General features: G+C 63.8%; 18 protein-coding genes. 6 read left to right on the forward strand and 12 right to left on the reverse strand.

Annotated features, from left to right (window positions below):
- Positions 1-9 precede the first annotated feature (9 nt).
- From ACODTW_RS00225 to ACODTW_RS00250, 6 genes are all read right to left on the reverse strand, one after another.
- On the reverse strand, positions 10-3,324 hold the full coding sequence (locus ACODTW_RS00225) for a flagellar hook-basal body complex protein (protein WP_488943847.1): 3,315 nt from the start codon (positions 3,322-3,324) through the stop codon (positions 10-12).
- 427 nt (positions 3,325-3,751) lie between these two features.
- Positions 3,752-4,042, reverse strand: coding sequence for a hypothetical protein (locus ACODTW_RS00230; RefSeq protein WP_488943848.1), 291 nt, complete (start codon positions 4,040-4,042; stop codon positions 3,752-3,754).
- 29 nt (positions 4,043-4,071) lie between these two features.
- Positions 4,072-6,159 carry a hypothetical protein gene (locus ACODTW_RS00235; RefSeq protein ID WP_488943849.1) on the reverse strand — a complete coding sequence of 696 codons (2,088 nt, stop codon included), beginning with the start codon at positions 6,157-6,159 and terminating at the stop codon, positions 4,072-4,074.
- A complete protein-coding gene (flgK, locus tag ACODTW_RS00240) occupies positions 6,156-7,562 on the reverse strand; it encodes a flagellar hook-associated protein FlgK (RefSeq protein ID WP_488943850.1) in 1,407 nt (468 codons plus the stop codon). Before flgK ends, ACODTW_RS00235 begins: the two co-directional genes overlap by 4 nt.
- A gap of 256 nt (positions 7,563-7,818) precedes the next feature.
- A complete protein-coding gene (locus tag ACODTW_RS00245) occupies positions 7,819-8,109 on the reverse strand; it encodes a DUF2934 domain-containing protein (protein WP_488943851.1) in 291 nt (96 codons plus the stop codon).
- A gap of 141 nt (positions 8,110-8,250) precedes the next feature.
- A complete protein-coding gene (locus ACODTW_RS00250; protein WP_488943852.1) occupies positions 8,251-9,744 on the reverse strand; it encodes a class I SAM-dependent methyltransferase in 1,494 nt (497 codons plus the stop codon).
- Between the two features lie 102 nt (positions 9,745-9,846).
- Here ACODTW_RS00250 and ACODTW_RS00255 point away from each other — a divergent pair, with 102 nt between their 5' ends.
- From ACODTW_RS00255 to hemH, 4 genes are all read left to right on the forward strand, one after another.
- Positions 9,847-10,431, forward strand: a complete 585-nt coding sequence (locus ACODTW_RS00255) for a thymidine kinase (protein ID WP_488943853.1) — start codon at positions 9,847-9,849, stop codon at positions 10,429-10,431.
- Positions 10,432-10,547: 116 nt separating this feature from the next.
- Complete coding sequence (locus ACODTW_RS00260) at positions 10,548-11,024, forward strand: YchJ family protein (RefSeq protein WP_488943854.1); 477 nt, start codon at positions 10,548-10,550, stop codon at positions 11,022-11,024.
- An 88-nt stretch (positions 11,025-11,112) separates the two neighbouring features.
- Positions 11,113-11,286, forward strand: coding sequence for a hypothetical protein (locus tag ACODTW_RS00265; protein ID WP_488943855.1), 174 nt, complete (start codon positions 11,113-11,115; stop codon positions 11,284-11,286).
- Between the two features lie 41 nt (positions 11,287-11,327).
- A complete protein-coding gene (hemH, locus tag ACODTW_RS00270) occupies positions 11,328-12,374 on the forward strand; it encodes a ferrochelatase (RefSeq protein WP_488943856.1) in 1,047 nt (348 codons plus the stop codon).
- A 47-nt stretch (positions 12,375-12,421) separates the two neighbouring features.
- Here the strand turns inward: hemH and ACODTW_RS00275 are convergent, their stop codons facing one another.
- Positions 12,422-13,270 (reverse strand): alpha/beta fold hydrolase, encoded by an 849-nt coding sequence (locus ACODTW_RS00275; RefSeq protein WP_488943857.1) that lies wholly within the window; start codon positions 13,268-13,270, stop codon positions 12,422-12,424.
- On the reverse strand, positions 13,263-14,084 hold the full coding sequence (locus ACODTW_RS00280) for an aspartate/glutamate racemase family protein (protein WP_488943858.1): 822 nt from the start codon (positions 14,082-14,084) through the stop codon (positions 13,263-13,265). Before ACODTW_RS00280 ends, ACODTW_RS00275 begins: the two co-directional genes overlap by 8 nt.
- A 145-nt stretch (positions 14,085-14,229) precedes the next feature.
- Between ACODTW_RS00280 and ACODTW_RS00285 the strand changes: the two genes are divergently transcribed.
- A complete protein-coding gene (locus tag ACODTW_RS00285) occupies positions 14,230-14,424 on the forward strand; it encodes a hypothetical protein (RefSeq protein WP_488943859.1) in 195 nt (64 codons plus the stop codon).
- Between the two features lie 189 nt (positions 14,425-14,613).
- On the opposite strand, the gene ACODTW_RS00290 is transcribed toward ACODTW_RS00285, so the two are convergent.
- The 4 genes from ACODTW_RS00290 to ACODTW_RS00305 form a co-directional block, all read right to left on the reverse strand.
- Positions 14,614-15,228 carry an SCO family protein gene (locus ACODTW_RS00290; protein ID WP_488943860.1) on the reverse strand — a complete coding sequence of 205 codons (615 nt, stop codon included), beginning with the start codon at positions 15,226-15,228 and terminating at the stop codon, positions 14,614-14,616.
- Positions 15,229-15,237: 9 nt separating this feature from the next.
- Positions 15,238-15,738, reverse strand: a complete 501-nt coding sequence (locus ACODTW_RS00295) for a copper chaperone PCu(A)C (RefSeq protein ID WP_488943861.1) — start codon at positions 15,736-15,738, stop codon at positions 15,238-15,240.
- Positions 15,739-15,795: 57 nt separating this feature from the next.
- Positions 15,796-16,158, reverse strand: a complete 363-nt coding sequence (locus tag ACODTW_RS00300) for a hypothetical protein (RefSeq protein WP_488943862.1) — start codon at positions 16,156-16,158, stop codon at positions 15,796-15,798.
- A 94-nt stretch (positions 16,159-16,252) separates the two neighbouring features.
- Positions 16,253-16,756 carry a hypothetical protein gene (locus ACODTW_RS00305; RefSeq protein ID WP_488943863.1) on the reverse strand — a complete coding sequence of 168 codons (504 nt, stop codon included), beginning with the start codon at positions 16,754-16,756 and terminating at the stop codon, positions 16,253-16,255.
- A 131-nt stretch (positions 16,757-16,887) separates the two neighbouring features.
- Between ACODTW_RS00305 and ACODTW_RS00310 the strand changes: the two genes are divergently transcribed.
- A complete protein-coding gene (locus tag ACODTW_RS00310) occupies positions 16,888-17,505 on the forward strand; it encodes a PAS domain-containing protein (protein ID WP_488943864.1) in 618 nt (205 codons plus the stop codon).
- Positions 17,506-18,010: the final 505 nt, after the last annotated feature.

Raw genomic sequence — 18,010 nt, forward strand, 5'->3', positions numbered from 1 at the left:
CCCATAGGGTTACCGCTTCAGGTTGATCGTCTCCGTCAGCATTTCGTCGGTGGTCGTGATGACGCGGGTATTGGCCGTATAGGAACGCTGGGCCACGATCAGCTTGGTGAATTCCTGGGCGATATCGACGTTGGACCCTTCGATGGAACTGGCGGCGATGTTGCCGGCGCCGTTCACCCCGGTGGAGGTGAAGCGGGCGCGACCGCTTTCCGCCGTTTCCTGGAAGGTACCGCCGCTTTCACGCGACAGGGCATTGGCGTTGTTGAACAGTACCAGGGGTACCTGGGCGATCACGCGGCGCCGGCCATTGTCGTAGTTGGCCACGACATCGCCATTCTCCCGCACCTCCACCTCCTTGAAGGTACCCTGCGGGCTGCCGTCCTGAAGCAGCGAGGTCACGTTGATGGTGTTGCCCTCGTACTCGGTCAGGCCGGTGGCCTCGCCGAAGGTGCCGATATCCAGCGTGATACGCTGCGGGCCATTGCCATAATCGACGGTGAAGGTGATCTGGGCCGGCTGGCCGGCTTCGGTCACCGCACTCACCGTGGCATTGCCACTGCCGACATTGGCGGAGCTGAGAGAGGAGAGCGTGCCGGCCTTCGCGGCCGAACCATCCGGCAGCGTACCGCCAAAATTCAGCAGGATATGGGCCGGCGTGGTGCCTGCGGTGGAGGTCGGCTCACCCAGGAAGGCCACGCCATCCTGATTGCCCGTCATGGTGATGACGCCACCGACCGAGGTCGCCTGCACGGGAATGCCGCTTTCCTGATTGACCTTCGCCGCCAGATTGGCCGCGATCTCGTCCAGCGACACTTCCTCGCCCGTCGTGGTGTAGGTGATGGTCCGGTTGAAGTTGGCCGCCACTTCCTGCGCGCCGTCCAGGGCAATGTTCTTGTCCTTGGCCGTCAGCAGGATACCCGTGGTCACACCGTCGGTCTTCACGGCGGATGCCGTGAACGGCGCACCGAAATCATTGCCGACCTTGGTGATCAGGCCGTTCATGACGCTGGCGACATCCGGGAAGTCGCCCTTGTTCTGCTCCGTGATCTGAATGGCATAGGTCGTGCCATTCATGGTCACCGCATAGCGGTTGCCAACGACCGGCGTGGCCGTGGTGGAGGAGAAGTCGAAGAACTGGGACGACGGGTCCGTGACCGCGCTGTCCGTTGCCGTGACGCGGAAGGGCGTGTCGGTGGCGCCCGTCAGGGTGATGGTGGTCGTACCCGGCGTGATCGAGGCAGAGACATCGGGGCTGGTGATGGCGGGCAGGAACAGGTTGGTCAACGCCTCTTCACGCGTCGGCGGCTGCGTCGGCAGGCCGTCCAGGTCGGCCTGGGTCAGCGGACCATAGCTGTAGGCGGCGCCATTGATGGTGACGCTCAGCACGTCACCCACTTCGGGGGCCGTGTTCGGATAGGACACCTCGGTGATCTGCGAGGCACTGGCGGACGCCGCCTGCGTGGTGGTGCCGCGCAGCGCGATCGGATCAACCTGCACGGTGGTGGGGCTGCGCAGCGTGACCGAGTAGGTGGCGCCAACATCGCCCGGCACGCCGGTGATAGAGATGCGCTGGTCCTGACGGGACCCGGCAATGTTGCCCTGAACCGGGCTGACATAGGTGGTGTTATCGGCGGGCGGGGCGTTGGACACGTTGGCCTGCATATACCGGTCACGGCCGCTGACCGTGAACGCGGTATTCACGGCGTCGGCGGTCAGGACCAGGCGGTTGCCGGAAACGCTGGCGGTTACGCCCAGGGCCTGGGCATTGATGTCGTTGATGAACAGGTTCAGTTCATCCGACATGGTCTGGCCGACGGTGGGCGTATAGCTAATGGTGGTGCCATTGATGGTCACCGACATATTGCTGTCCGTCTCGGTGACGTTGCGGTTGGGATAGCTGATCTCGGTCACCTGGGCGTCGGTCAGCGACGGTGCCGTGGTGGTGGTGCCCGACTGCTCACCCACGCTGAAGCTGTCGCCGACCGTGGTGCCGCGCAGCGTCAGGGTGTTGCCGGTGACGGAGGCGATGACCTTTTCCGTGGCGGAGTTGGCATTCACCTGCGCCGCCAGTGCCTGCACGACACCGTTCAGATCCTTCAACTGGCCGATATTGGCCGCCGTGACGTTGATCGTGTAGGTCTTGGCTGTGTTGTTATCGACATTCAGCGTGAATTCATCGCCGATATCGATGGAGGTGCCGGCGAAGGTAACGACCGACTGCTGCTGCTGATTGGCCGTCGCGGCGGTGGTCACCGGCGCATTGGCCGTATTGGTCGTCGGCGTCGCGTTGATGACCGAGGTGGCGAGTGTGAATTCCTTGCCCGCCGTGGTGGCGGCGATGCGCAGCCGGCCATTGGCGACGGTAGCTGTCACACCGGACGGGGGAACGGAGGCATTGATCTTGTCGGCCAGCGACTGGGCCACACCGGACAGATTGGACAGCTGCGAGGCGTTGGCGGGACTGACGGACTCGCTGAACGTCTGGCCGTTCACGGTAACCTGGTAGGTATCACCAACCTTGAAGGCACCATCGCCATTGGGGGACGTGAACTGCACTTCCTCGATCTGCTGCCGGGGGGTCTGCCCCTGGGTCAGGCTGGTCGACTGCGCGGTGACGTCGAAGCCTTCCAGGTCGCCGGCCAGCGGCTTGCTGCCGACGGCGTCGGGCGTATCCACGGTCAGACGCCAGGCACCATCCGTCTGGCCGGGACGCCAGCCCAGGGTGATGTTGCGCGGCGTGCCGGTGGCATCATAGACCTGGATCGTCGTCGGCGGGATGGCCTGGCCTTCCTTGGGATTGGTCGGCAGGTTGGCGCGCAGTTCGATGGTCTTGGTCGGCACCGGGCTGTCGATATCGGCCGTCACCTGGATGGGGGTGGCCGCCGTGGAGAAGGACCCCGTCGCCTCGTTATAGATATAGCCGTTCAGCGCGAAGCCGGCATTGTTGACCAGGATGCGTTCCTTGTTCAGCTCGAAGCTGCCATCACGGGTATAGAACCGTTCGTCGGTCGGAACCGATGAACCATTCACTTCGTTCAGGCGGCTGACGCTGAAAAAGCCCTGACCGCGAATGGCCAGGTTGGTCGTCCGGTCCACGGTCTGGATATTGCCAGCGACGCTGTTGGCATAACTGGGACGGGCCACCACGCCACCGGGATTGTGGACGGTCGCGTTCGACTGCAGAACCAGGCTGCTGAAAGAGGTGTCGACGCGCTTGTAACCGGTAGTCTGCGAATTGGCGATATTGTCCGAGATATGACCCAGCGCGGACGACTGCGCTTGCAGGCCCGAAATCGCGGTGGTCAAGGATCCGAAGATGCTCATGGAACGGCTCCCGTTGGAGTAATGGCGTGTCGCAGCCTATTAAGCAGTTTCCGTGCCAACCACCAAAAACAACCTAAGTCATTGTTTTCAATGAAATCCAGCGGGCATTCCCACTGGGCACGGCCTGCCCGTCCCCTCAACAGGGCCGGGACTGCCCGGCGGAAATTGCCGCCCCCGACCAGCGGCTTTTGCCGGGGCACTGAACAGGCCGAAGGCCGCCCCCCGGAGGGGAGCGGCCTTCGCTGAACATGACTGATACCAGCGGCGGGAAATCTCGACCGATGGTCAATATTTCCCGCCCCTCAATCGCCGGCGCCAACATCCGTTGGCTTGGGCTACGCGGCATGTGCCGCGCGGCGGCGGTCGCCGCCGTACCAGGGGTCACAAATTATGGCCCTTGGTACGATATGGATCGTAGAAAGCCCGATCAGTTGGTGCGGGCCGGCAGGGCGAACAGACCGCTGCGCACGTCTCCGGCCATGCCTTCCAGGAATTCAGCGGTCGTTTCGACGCCGTGCTTGGCCAGCAGGCCATAGATGGCCGCCGTCACCGCCATGGTGCCAACCATGTCATAGGGCACGCCGTCACGCACGGCATTGACCCAGAAGCTGTTGAACTGGTCGAACAGGCGGGTCCGCATCGCCTCGTCCTGGGGAGAGGTGCTGCTGGCGGGGGCGAAGGCGGCGGTGACGTCGTTCTGCGAAACATAGGCGTTCATGTCGGTTCTCCTGTTGAGTGAGGTGTGGATCAGCTGAGGAAGTTGATAAGGGAAAGGGTCTGAAGTTTTCCGGCCACGGCGTAGGCGGTCTGCTGCGAGTTCATGGTGGCTTGCAGGCGCACGGCGACTTCGTTCTCGTCGATGCCCTGGATGTCCCCCAACTCGTTGCTGGCCTTCGTGATTGCCTCTTCATGGCGGGTCTTGACGGTTTCGATCGTCGTATAGGCGTTGGCCACACGGGCCTGTACCGCGCGCAGCGAGCCGGTGGCGTCCGTCAACTGGTCACGGACTTCCCGCATCTGCGTGCTGTATTCGCCAGGACGGGTGACAATGGCGGTCAGGTCACGCAGCGCCGATACCAGCTTCTGGATGGCGGGATCGGTGCTGGTCACGCCATATTTGACGGTGATGCCGTCATCGACCTGGATGTTGGCGACGTCGCTGGCGGCGCTGCTGTCCTGCTGCTTGGAATATTCGGTATCGTAGTAAGGAAGGCCCGGCGGGTCGACGATGCCGCCGAAATCATCCTGTTCGGCCAGATCGGGCACGGTGTTGGTAATGAACATCGGCTTGTTGCCGGCATTGTTGATGCTGGCTTCGGTCTGGAACTGGGAATTGTTTTCCTTGGCCGTCAGGATGATGTTGGTGTCGTCGGCCGGGTCGATGGACGCCACGACGGTACCGGCCGGGTCGGCATTGATCTGCACCGCCATGCGCTGGGCCACCCAGTTCGACATCGATGTCGGCGTGGTATAGGACGGGGTCTGGCCCGGCGCGTCGGTAGGCACCGGCGTGGTGCCGTTCAGGATGTCGACGTCGGTGGCGCTGATCACGTAGGAATAGGGCGTGGGGCCGGCAATGATCACCTGCTCGGGCGCCCCTTCGTTCTGAACGATGGTGCGGGCGCCGATGGAGATGTTGAACACATCGCCGACGTCGGCCTCCGGCCCATGCAGCTTGATATTGTCGACCTGCTTGGTCGTCTCGCCGGCGTTCTGCACGGTATAGGGTGCCGTGCCCGCACTCAGGGCCAGGGGAGCCGGCTCGATGGTGTTCGCATGTGTGCCGTTATCGAAGACGGCGCTGGTCAGTGTGAACTTCTCCTTGGGATCGGTCGCCGTGAAGGTGACAATGCCATTGGAGATGGAGGGCGTGACGTTGAAGGGCGGGTTGTAGGCCTTGATCTGATCGACAATGCCGGTTCCCTTGCTGTTGCTCAGCACTTCGTCCAGCGATTGCTCCTTGCCCGTCGTGGTATAGGAGAACCGCTTGCCGTTCAGCACCATCTCATAGGTTTCGCCCGGGTCGCCCCGCTGGCCCACCAGCGTCACACGGCTGACCTGCTTGGCCGAGATCAGATCGTTGACCGGGCGGGTGCCATAGCGCGACCCCGCAAAGATGTAGCGGTCGCCCACCCGCTCGTTCAGCAGCGACTTCAGCTCTTCCGTCATCCCACGGATGATTTCCTTGGTCGATGCCATTTCCGGCCAGGACACGTCGAAACTGGACGTGCCGGGACCTTCCAGCTTGTCGACGTTCAGCTTGATCACGGCGCCATCGCCCGGACCGCCGGAGATGGTAAAGCGGTCGGCATCGACCTGCGGGGGAACCTGCTTCAGGTTGATCGTATGCGTCGCCTTGCCGCCCAGCCCGTCGGTGACGGTGACGTCAAAGCTGCCGGCAGGCCCCTTCTCGCTGGGCACGGCCGAAACCGTATAGGTCGCCTCGGCCATGAAGCGGCTGTTGGTCTGGTCGACCGACACCTGCATGGCGCCCGACGTCGCGTTCTTGACCGAACTGACACGGACGGCGCCAGGGCCCTCCGGAATGCGCGTCGTGCTGGCCAGTTCCGTCGCCATGTCGGACATGCGCTGCATGATGGTGTTGTAGGACTGCACCCGCGAGGAGGTCTGCTCGATCGTCTGCGAATAGGCCTGGCGACGTACCACCTCGGACTTCAGATCCAGAAGACGCTGACTCTGCGTGCCGTAGAAGGCAACATCCGTCGCCTTCTTGCCGGTCGTCAGCTGTTCGGAGAGCATGTCGATGTTCTTCTGGCCACCCGACACAGTGCGGATGGTGTTCAGATAACTGCCGTAGCTGCTGATCCTAGTCATCGCAGGATCCCCTCGATGGCGTCCAACATGTTGTTGACCGTCTGCATCACGCGGGCGGCGGCGGAATAGTTGCGCTGAAGCACCTGCAACATGGCGATCTCCTCGTCCATGTTGACGCCGGTATTGTTCTTGTACCGGCCGTCCAGCTGCTCCTTGAAATCGGTGGCGATGGTCGCCTGTTCGGACACGACCTTGGCGTTGGCGCTCCACTGCGAGATCATGGTGTTGACCATGGAGCCGTAAGTGGCACCCGTGACCCGCAGACCATCGGCCGTCAGGGTGCGGCCGGATGCCCCGATGGCTTCCGAAACGCCGGCCGCGGCGGCAATCTTGACCTGCGCATCGCCGTTCAACAGGCTGGGATTGATGTTGATGTTGCCGGCGCTGTCGCCAATGAAGAACCGGCTGGACAGCTCGCCGTCGCCAACCGGGCTGGCGTTGTTATAGGCGTCGGCAAAACTGGTCGGCTCCCCGGCCTTGGTGGTGCCCAGGAAGGCCTGGGCCACGCCGTTGATCTGCGAGCGCAGCTTGCGGATGATCTCGGCCCCGGCCAGGGTCGATGCGGCCTGGGCAGGATTCGCAGTTGACCCGTCGGAGCGCAATTCCATGAGCGCGCCCAGCTTGCCGTCGCTGATCCGGCCGTTCAAGGCGGACTCAGAGGCAGTGGACCGCAGTTCACCCTTCTCGTAAGTGAACTTGACCGGTGCGGCATCCAGCAGAGAGACACCGCCGGTGGTGAAGATCGACAGCTTGCCGTCAGCCCGTTCCACCGTGCGGATGCTCATCATGCTGGCCACTTCACGCACCAGCTGGTCGCGGCGATCCTCCATCGACATGGTGGGGTCGCCGGCACCCTTGCTGGCGATGATATCGGCGTTCAGCTGATCGATCTCCGTGAGGGAGGAGTTCAGGCTGGTGACCGCGTTGGAGATATCGGTGTCGAGCTGCCGCTCCAGATCCGCGACACCGGTGCTCAGTTGACGGATCTCCCGCGACAGGTCTTCACCGTAGATGACGACCTGATTGGCAGAGATGGTGTTCTCGGGGTTGGCCGCCAGTTCCTTCCAGGCTGTCTCGAACTTCTGCAGGCTGTCGGAGACGGCCGGCGTTCCGCCCGTCGTGCCCAGCAGGTCGGTGACCTTCTGCATATAGCTGGACAGCGTGGTGGCGCCGGATTCTTCGGAAATCGTCTGTTCAAGCTGCACACGCAGCGCCACATCGACTTCACGCTTGTATTCCGCCATGCCGGCGCCGCCGATGCTGTCGGTGGTCTGCTGCAGTGAATGACGGGTACGATTGGGATCGTCGGCCTTGGCCACATTGTCGGCAACAACTTCCAACTGCCCCTGGATCATCCGGAGCGAGCTGGTAGAGTTGTTGAGGACGCCAAACAGGCTGGTCATCGGACCGGTTCCTTAATGCCGACATTGCGTCAGGACCGATCCCCATGACCGGCCCGCCATCACCAATGCAATGGACGGGCCAACTTCCTAATATGTTGTTTTTAAAGGATTCACTGCAATGCTGACCCGTCGGGGTCGGGCCGGCGGCAATTTCTGCCGGACGGAAATTCCCGGAAACGGCAAGGATGGCCGGGCTGGACGTGAAAAAACCCCCGCCAGGGACGGGGGTTGGCTGCAAGCCTGGCTGCTGAAAGGGTCAGGCGACGTGGACGGCGGCCGAAAGCAGTGACAAGCGACTGCGGACGATCTGTTCCGCCGTCAACCAATGTTCGACATCCCGGCCCTCTGGCTGGCCTTCGGAAAGCCACAGCAGATAGGCCTCTTCAGCAACCTGCGCGATGGTCGGCTCGACACTGATCGGGGTGGTGTCGACCGACAGCTTCTTGGTGCGGGGCTTGGCGGGTGCCCGCGGCTTCTTGGCCGGCGGCGGGACCGGATCGGCTTCAATAACAGTCAGGGCTTCGGACTTGGCAGACTTGCGCGGCATGGCGGCGTCTCTCCAATCTGGTGGGGGGAGAAGGCTGAATCTAGCGCTCTGCCATGTTGCATCGCACTGGCAAGAAATGCCACTGCCTTCCTAAGGATTACCTCAAAAATTCACGCATGCCGACATTGGACGGGCAGCAAACTATTGCGCCGCACCAAGATTTCGCAGCACAGGCAGACGTCGCCGGGCAAAGCTTTCCCACTGCTCCGTCAATTCCGCCCGGTTCTGGTCATCCGTCGGCAAGGGGCGGCCATCGCGCAACACGCGCTGGCCGGCTGCCTTCAGCACCGACCAGGCAAAGGCGGCCGGATCTTCCCGCCGCTGCTGCCCCAGCAGGAATAATTGTTCGATACGCGTCGCATCAACCGCACCACCTGTGACAGGGCAGGCCAGGGCGCCCATCCGATCGGCTGTCAGCGCATCGGCCATGATGGCCTCGTTCAGCCGCGCACAGGCCGCCTGTCGCGTCTCCTGCCCCTCGGGCGGCAGGGCCGGCGCCACCAGGGCCAGGGCCCACAACACAGCCAACGCCGCCGGTCCCCGCTCGCCCAGACCGGCCAGCAGCGCCCCCTCCCCCAGCGCACCGCCCTGCAGGCGCGTCAGCAGCGCGTGGCAGTCGTCGTAGGGGGGCTCGATGGTCAGGGTGGCGGGCTTGGCCCTGCGGGGAAGATCGCGTGGCATGCCCAGGGCCACCCAGGGCCGCTCCCCGCGGGGTGACGGCACCTTTCCAGCATCGCGGATGAACAGGTCGCGACGGAAGGGACGGTTGCTCAGAAAATCCCGCAGCAGTTCGGCGAAGGCCGGATCGTCGGTCGCCAGCTTCCCCCCGGCGGTAAGGATGGCCTCGTGACGGGCCGGCTCCTCCCAGCGGTCGGCCGCCCGCGCCTGGACGGCAAAGGTCAATCCGGCGGGCGCCAGAGCGGCGGACAGGTCGGTGAAATAGGTCGGAAACCAGCTCTCATTGAAATATTCATGGGCCAGGTAGGAGACGGGCCGCCCCATCAGCCGATCCAGACGGGGGCCCGTCACAGGATTGGCCGTGAAATAGGCCGCCCCCTGATCACGCAGCCGGTCCGCCAGTTCCAGTGCAGCGGGGATACGGTCGGCCAGGTCCCCCTCCCCCCGCCGTGCCGATGCCAGCATCAGTTCCCGCAGCGGCATATGGGCAGCCCAGCCGGGCAGGACATTATAGCCCAGATAGACAACGCCGCCGGGCTTCAGCCGGGCCTTCAGGAACGCCACGATCTCCGCCCGCTGCTGCGGCCCGACCCAGGACCAGACGCCATGCAGGGCGATGATGTCGAACAGTGGCACGTCACTGCGCCCATAATCGGCAAAGCCCAGACCGCTGAGCGTCAGGTTGGTCAGGCCGGCCTGGGCGGCCAGTCCCCGCACATGGGCGACATGGACGGGGTTGATGTCGTTGCCCCAGAAGCGCCCCTGCGGATTGGCGGCGGCCATCAAGGCCAGATGGAAGCCCTGGCCGAATCCCAGTTCGCAATAGTCAAAGGGCTGGCCGGGTCGGATGGGGCTGCGGTCGTCCAGGGCGGCTGCGATGGTCCATGGCTGCATCTCGGCATGAAAGCCGTGCGTATAGCCGATTTCAGTCACATAGCCGTCGGTCCAGCCGCGCATCGTCCCAAACCCCATCCCACGCAATGGTGTTTTCATGGCACGATCATGTGATCTCGGCTATGGAAAGCGACCCCGGACGGGTTCAAGCGGCAAGGAACAGGCATGCGGTACGGAAAGCTGGAAGTGATCTGCGGACCGATGTTTTCGGGTAAATCGACGGAGATCCTGAAGCGCGCCATCTGGTACACGCACGGCACCGGCTCCCACATCATGTTGCTGAAGCCTGCCTTCGATGTGCGCTATGCGGAAAGCCGCGTGGTCAACCATGACGGCATCGGCTTTGACGCCATCCCCATTACCCGCATGCCCGCCGTGCCTGACAGCATCAAGGCCGTCTTCATCGACGAGGTGCAGTTCTGTGTCACCCCGCATTATGAGGGCGATCTGGTGGAGGATGTGCGCACCCTGCTGCACCGGGGCATCGATGTGGCCGTTTCTGGCCTGGATATGGACTGGCGGGGCCGGGCCTTCGCGGTGACGGCGACGCTCGCCGCCATGGCGGACGGGTTGCAGAAGCTGCGCTCACGCTGCGCCGTCTGCGGTCATGACGCGCATAAAAGCTTCAAGAAGCACCGCAACGACCGCACCGTCGAACTGGGCCAGGCCGACCTGTATGAACCGCGCTGCAACCTGCATTGGCATGACCACAGCCAGGCGCCGGGCCGGGAACTGTCGTTGGATCTCTGACCCCGCCTCCCCGCGGGTGAACATACCCTCCCCTCCCATAACCGCACTGGCGGGCCCGGCGGCAATGGGCTATCCCCTTGCCGCAGCATTCCACCTTTCGCGCAAGAGTGACAGACATGAGCAAGTGCCCCTGCGATTCCGGCCGTGATTTCGACCAGTGCTGCGGCCCCTATCTGGCCCGCACCGCCGTGCCGCCCACGCCGGAAGCGCTGATGCGCTCGCGCTATACCGCGTTCGCCAAACAGGACATCAAATATCTGGGTGAAACCCTGCTGCCCGGCACGCAGGATGATTTCGACGCCGAGCAGGTGACCGAGTGGGCGTCCAAGAGCATCTGGACGGGCCTGGAGGTGCGGTCCACCGGCCCCGGCGCTGACGCAGACGAATCCTATGTGGAATTCGTCGCCAAGTTCACCATGGACGGCAAGGACCTGATCCATCACGAAACCGGCCGCTTCAAGAATCAGGACGGCCGCTGGTGGTATGTGGACGGCGTGATGGGCCAGCGCCCGCGCACCGTCGTGAAGGTCGGCCGCAACGATCCCTGCACCTGCGGATCGGGCAAGAAGTACAAGAAGTGCTGCGGCGCGTGATAGGGTGTTCCTATCGTATCGATCAGATCAATCGATTTCCCTGATCGCATCCTTCCTGTCATCCTGTTTCGACATGGATGGAGGAAGAATGATGCAGCGGAAATCCCTGGAAAAACTGGTGTTGTCGTTGCGCCGGCATGGCGCGGGGCTTTCGCTGGAAAATGGCCGTCTGGTCATTGAAGGTTTGGCACCGGCGGATATCTTGATGCAGGCGCACCGTCACCGCCGGGCCTTGGCGGCGATGGTGCGTACCCGTTCCTGACGGAGCGGGTTCCCCCCACCCCGTCAGAAATCGGCTCGCAAGTGACCCAGAACAGCCCCTCCCCCGCCCTGCCCGCCGGCCACCCGCCCGTGAAGGCGCAGAAAATCGGCGTGTTGCTGATCAATCTGGGCACGCCGGAAGCGACCGATTATTGGTCGATGCGCCGCTACCTGTCGGAATTCCTGTCCGACCGGCGCGTGGTGGAGGTGCCGCCCGCCATCTGGCAGCCGATCCTGCAGGGCATCATCCTGACCTTCCGGCCGAAGAAAAGCGGCCACGCCTATGCCGGTATCTGGAACCGCGAGCGCAATGAAAGCCCGCTGAAGACCTATACCCGCGCCCAGGCTGACGGTCTGCGCGGGGCCCTGGCCGGCCTATATGACGACCGGATCGTCGTGGAATGGGCCATGCGCTACGGCCAGCCTGCCACGGCCACGGGCATCGACAGCCTGATCGCGCAGGGGTGCGAGCGGATATTGCTGTTCCCACTCTACCCGCAATACAGCGCCACCACCACGGCCACGGCCTGCGACCAGGCCTTCCGTCATCTGATGACCCTGCGCCGACAGCCGGCCATCCGCACGGTGCCGACATATCACGACGATCCGGCCTATATCGACGCCCTGGCCGCGTCTGTGCGCCGGCATCTGGATGGCCTTTCCTGGCAGCCCGACCTGATCCTCACGTCCTTTCACGGCCTGCCCAAGGCCTATCTGGAAAAGGGCGACCCGTACCATTGCTATTGCCTGAAGACGGCCCGCCTGCTGCGGGAAAGACTGGGCCTGGGGCCGGACCGGCTGACCCATGCCTTCCAGTCCCGTTTCGGCCGCACGGAATGGCTTCAGCCTTACCTGGAACCCACCGTGAAGGCCCTGCCGGGCCAGGGCATCAAGAAGCTGGCGGTGCTGGCGCCGGCCTTCGTCAGCGACTGTGTGGAGACACTGGAGGAAGTTGATCAGGGCATCCGGGCCGCCTTCCTTACGGCCGGGGGGAGTGATTTCACCTATATCCCCTGCCTGAACGACCATCCCGACCATATCGCGCTGCTGCGCACGATCGTGGAGCGGGAGTTGGCGGGCTGGATCTGAACCGCGGGGCCCCGCCCCTGATCCTTACCCCTTGGGGGCACCCCCGTTCATGGTGCCTCTGCCACAAATTCTGCAATGATCCCGGCCAACACGGCGGCGTGGTCCTGGGTACCGAAGCCGGGCGCCGTCCGGCAGGTCCCCTGCGGTGCCCGCGCCAACGCTGCCCGCGTATCATCCGCCAGCGGGTCGGCCGTCCCCAATATGCCCAGCAATGGGCGCGTCACCAGCGGGATGCGGTCGAAGGTCGGATAACGGAACGCCGCGTGATAGGCCAAGGGGTATGTTTCCGCCGCCTTCAGAACATCCAGCACCAGTTCATGCAGCCTGTGTGCTGGGGGCAGCCCGATGGGGCGGCGATGTGCGGCGTCACGCGCATACCACGGAAAGAAAGCGAACTGATCGCGGCAGAACATGAAGGCCCGCATCAGATAGTCACCCTCCAGCGTTGGGGGGAAGGTCGGCGCGTAGTGCCGATTGTATTCGGCCTGCTGCGCCGCCGTGAAGGCCGCCACCCCGTCCAGCACGACGCCCCCTACCCTGCCCGGGGCCAGGATCGCCAGTTCCGCAGCGATGGCAGCGCCCGTATGCGAGCCGTAAAGATGCGACGTCGCAACTGACAACCGGTCCATCAGCACCACGGCATTGGCGGCGTAATCGGCGATCTCTGGCGGTCGTCCATCCGGGAGCCGGGGGGCGTCGCTGTCGCCATTGCCCGGCGTGTCAGGGGCGATGACGTCGAACTGGGCGGCCAGCGCTGCGATCACCGGCTCCAGCTGCCGGGAGCTGCCGGGCGAGGCGTGGAACAGCATGATGGCCGGTCCCTGCCCGGCCCGACGGTAATGAATCTGCCCATGCGGGCCATCGACGAAGCCGCGGCGGATGCGCGTATCAGCCATGATCGTCCTCCAATACACTGCTCACCACGCAGATGGGGCAATCCTCGGCCGGGTCGTCCGCCACGGCGTCCACCATGCGGGCCACAAGTTCCCGCCGACCCGGACGCAGGGTGAACGGTTGGGGCGGCGGCGTGGCTGCCCCCGCCGCCACAGCTGCGCGAACCGCCTCAGCCAGCGGATTGATCACCGGCACAGGCGCACGGGCAGAAAGACGTGCCGCCAAGGGCGACATGCAGGTACAGCCCAGCAGCACGGCCTGCGCACCATTCGCGACCAGGCTGGCAATGGCGCCGTCAATATCGGCGATGATGCCGCCCGCACCATCCCGCACCTGGGCCAGATAGCCATCAGGGCCCGCCAGACGGTCCAATGCTGCTTCGCCACCGACATTGACTATGCCGGTGCAGGCGTCGGCGAGGCCGCAGGCATGCAGCCGCTCCATCAGGATGAAGTTCATGGAGGCCGGCCAGACCGTCGCAATGCCAATGCGCCGCCCCATGGAAGACGCCGCCGCCAGGCCGCAGGCGCCAGCCCCGAAGACCGGAACCGACAGGCCGGCCTGCATCGCCGTCAGCCCGTAATCCCCCACGGACTCAATGACCAGCGCCGCGCAGCCATCGGCAGCGGCGCTGATCGCGGCATCCAGGTGCCCGACCTGTTGCAGAAGTCTTTCGACCTCCGTGTATGGGAAGGCCGGTACACGCGATGGATAGGCACGCAAGGCCGCCCCTGGTGGCAGCAGGAAAGACAGTTCAGGCGATGGCCCGCCCGGTCGCAGCGGGTCCCTGACGGCACCGATCATGCCTATCCGCATGGCGAAACCCCTATTGATATATTTTTATACCATATCGGGCGGATGCTGGACGATTGTCAATCCTTTTGGACCTTCGGCGGAATTGCGGCCCCCCACCCAATAGAGGTAGCCTGACAGCCAACAAAGAAGACGGAGGAAGTGCACGATGGATCTGCTGGTCGGTCAGGATGGCAGCGTAACCCTGACGGCGGAGATGCTGGCCCATCTGGGCGTGAAGCCGGGCGATAAATTATCGGTCACGAAAACAGCCGATCGCCATCTTGAACTTTGCCCGCCCGCAAAGGCACCGGGGGACAAGCTGCTGCGTGGCATGCTGGATCGGACCAGCCGGCAGGGCTGAGCGGGCCTCGCGGCCGCTTGCGGCAATGGCACGGGTGCCCAAAGGTTGCGACGTCGCAACCCTTCAGCCTGTCCAGCGTGCGATACCGGGCCCGTTCCTTACCTCTTGGGGGGCATGAGAAAACCCCGCTATCCGGACCTGGATAGCGGAGTTCTGCTTAAGATCGAAAACTGACGCTCGGCAGGCCGGTCAGCCAGCGGCACGCACCTTGCGTATCCATTCGACCATTTCCTTCGGATCGACACCGTGCCCGAACACCCGCACGAACTGCCCGTTGCGGTCCATCAGATAGATGAAGGCCGAATGGTCCATCAGATATTCCGACGTGCCCGCTTCTTCCGCCGATATCTTCTTATAGTAAGCACGATAGGCCTTGGCCGCCGCCGCGATCTGATCCGGCGTGCCGGTCAGTCCACGGATGGACGGATGGAACAGGCCGACATAGCCGGCCAGTTGCTGCGGCGTGTCCCGTTCCGGGTCGACGGAAACGAACAAGGCCTGGGTGTCGCCCAGTTCATCCGGTGTCAACTGGTCCAGCGCCTGTCCGATCAACTGCAAATCGGTCGGACAGATATCGGGACAGAAGCTGTAGCCGAAATAGACCAGATTGATCTTGCCGTTCAGGATGTCCTGCGTAACCGTCTGCCCCTGGTGATCGGTCAAGGTGAAGGGACCGCCGATATTGACGGTCGCCTGCATCTTTTCCTGGCCGGGGGAAAGACGGTCAGCAATCAGGACGACGGAGCCCAGCACGGCGGCTGTCGCCAGCAGTGCCAGACCGGTCCAGAATGTGCGACGACGCATGTCCGGGGCTTAATGCTGGTGACCGCTGTGGTCGGCACCGCCATGGTCGTGGCCCTGCATCATGGGCATGCCAGCGCCCGGCGCCTGCACCGGCACGGTCACCTGCACGGCACCGGCCTTTTCAAAGGTCAGGGTCAAAGGGAAGCTTTCGCCCTGCTTCAGCGGGGCCTTCAGCCCCATCAGCATGATATGCAGTCCGCCGGGCTTCAGTTCCGTCGGCGTACCGGCCTTCACCGGGATGCCACCCTGAACGGGGCGCATCTTAGCGATGCCATCTTCCATCAGATGCGTGTGCAGTTCCGCCTTTTCCGCGACCGGGGTGGTGGCGCCGACCAGCTTGTCCTCCCCCTCATCAATGTTCAGTGTCAGGAAGGCGGCGCCGGCCTTGGCCATGGGGGCGCCGGCGCGGGAGAAGGGGGTGGTGACGGTGACCTGGGCAGCGTGGGCCGCACCGGCCAGGAACAGCCCGGTCAGCGTGGACAGCAGCAGGCGATGGGTGATCTTGCGCATGGTGGTTTCCCTTCAAGGGGCATTGTGCGGTTCAGATGGCAAAATACGCAGGGGCTTTCAGGCCAAGGGTGGCCCGCGCGCACCAAGACCGCCACCCGGCACGCCACGGCTGATCTGCACCTCGCCTTGAATGACCAGCCCCGTGGACTGGATTTCAACCCGTTCGGGCAGCAGTGGTGGGGCAGGGGGGCTATGCCAGGTCGATAACAGGGCGAAGGGGCAGGGCACGTCCTGTGACAACAGGCCGGCATCGGCCACCCCCGGTTCCGCGACCACGCGGCACAAGGTCAGGGCGACCTGTCCCCGGCGCAGGGCATCGGCATCGGGCATATAGCCCCGAGGCACCAAGGCAACCAGCAGCAGTGCCGGCAGCAGCAGCAGGGCTGCCCGACGATGCCACCAACCAGCCCCTGGCTTCATCCGCATATGCATGGATATGCGATGCCATGCCGGGCATCGCCTGTCCAATGCTTACTTGTCGCAAAGGCGGGCAGGGGGGGGCAGCCCGCCTCGGTCAATGCAGCCGCGCGCCCTGCGGCGGCCGTTGAAGCTCCGGCGTTTCCTCCGATGCCATGTCGTAGCCCGCTTCCAGCAGCAGGCGCGCATAGCCCGACAGGGCGGCACCCGCCACGGCGGCCGCGTGCGGCGGCAGCCAACAGCCCAGCAAGGGGATGACCACGCCATCATCCCCGTCCTGAACAGCCAGCATGGCATTCAGAATGTCCGCTTCATCATCCGTCAGCCGGGTGCAGGTGGGGCAGCCCAGGCCCGGCCCTTCCATGCCCGCCGCGGTCAGAATGCGCATCAGGCGATCAAGGCTGACAGGTGCATAGGTAACCCCGGCCGATGCATAGACATCGCGCAGCAGCAGGGCTGGACAGCGCCCCTGCCGGGCGCAGGTCGACCAGTATCGCAGCCCCCACAAGGCCAGCCTTGCCGATGGCGTCAGGGCGACAAAAGGCATGCGGCCGATGATCCGCTGTCGGGAAGAAGACCGGGCATTGCGATCGATGCGCATGGGAAAGCTCCATTCCGGGTGCGATGACGCGACAGTATCGTTATTGATAATCATTCGCAATACGTCAGAAGGGGGATTCCCAAGCCGGCGCTTTGCCTTATTCTGAGTCCCGTTCCACCAGGACAGGGACCATGGGCACATTGATCTTCACGCGGTTGGCGGCTCCGTTCGGCATGTGGGAAACACACAGCGACCAGCCCCTGGCAGAGACACCGGATGCCATGGTGGCCCTGGCCGCGCAGTGGCGGGATTGCAGCGGGCAGGACCAGCCCATCCCGAAAGCCCTGGATTTCACGCCCGTGGCATTGCGCGGCATGGCTGGCAACATGGCCCTGGTGGATTTGCGCCGGGGGATCGAACCGGCCCGTTATCTCTGGGCCGGCGCCAATCTGGTGACCCTGTTCGGCGAACCACTCACCAGTAAGCTGCTCTGCCAATGCTACAGCGGCCAGACCTTGCGCGAGGTACGCGACGCCTATCGCCGGATGCTGGCGGCAAGGGGACCCGTCTTTTCCGACCGGCGCTTTCGCGTTTTCCGGCAGAAGCTGGGCTATCATCGGCTTCTGCTGCCTTTGCTTGACGAAGAAGGCGAAATCGGATTCGCCCTGCTGATGCTGCTGCCGAAAGGGCGACTCCGGGCATCGGTTGAATGGCGCGTCCTGGAACTGGAGCTGGACCTGGCCCGCACGCTCATGACCGATATCGATGGCTCGCTTCCTTACGGCTCGGGGGACGCCCCCGGGCGGTAAGGGAATCGACCATCCTTACTGTTTGGGGGATGATGGGGCCGGGCGCCATCCTTACGGTTCGGGGGCAGGCATCCTTACGCCCTGGGGGACCGCAACGCCTTGAAGTTGCTTGCCTGACAGGGTGCCACCCTTGTTCTGCCTGATGGATGGCCCGCCGATTCCCTTACTTCCCGGGGGAACGACGTCCTTACGGTTCGGGGGCGTCCGCATTCGCTGATCACCAGCCCCCAGACAGTAAGGAATGCCCCCAAGCCGTAAGGATATGCAGGGATCGCCATGTCCTGAGTCGCCCTGCCCCCAGGCTGTAAGGAAAACCTGCCGCGAGTCGGGATTTCAGGCACGACTGGGGCCCTTGGTCCTGGGACCGCCCACCTATTGCCTGTCCCCTTTTACCCCCAAAATCCTGACCTGCTATTTGTTCCAAGATTCAGGTAAAGATTCTAGGACGTGGAGAGCCGCGGAATCCCTGGGGTTTTTCGACCTTATCCTTACAGGTCGGGGTAGG

The sequence above is a fragment of the Niveispirillum sp. FG148 genome (assembly GCF_057809655.1).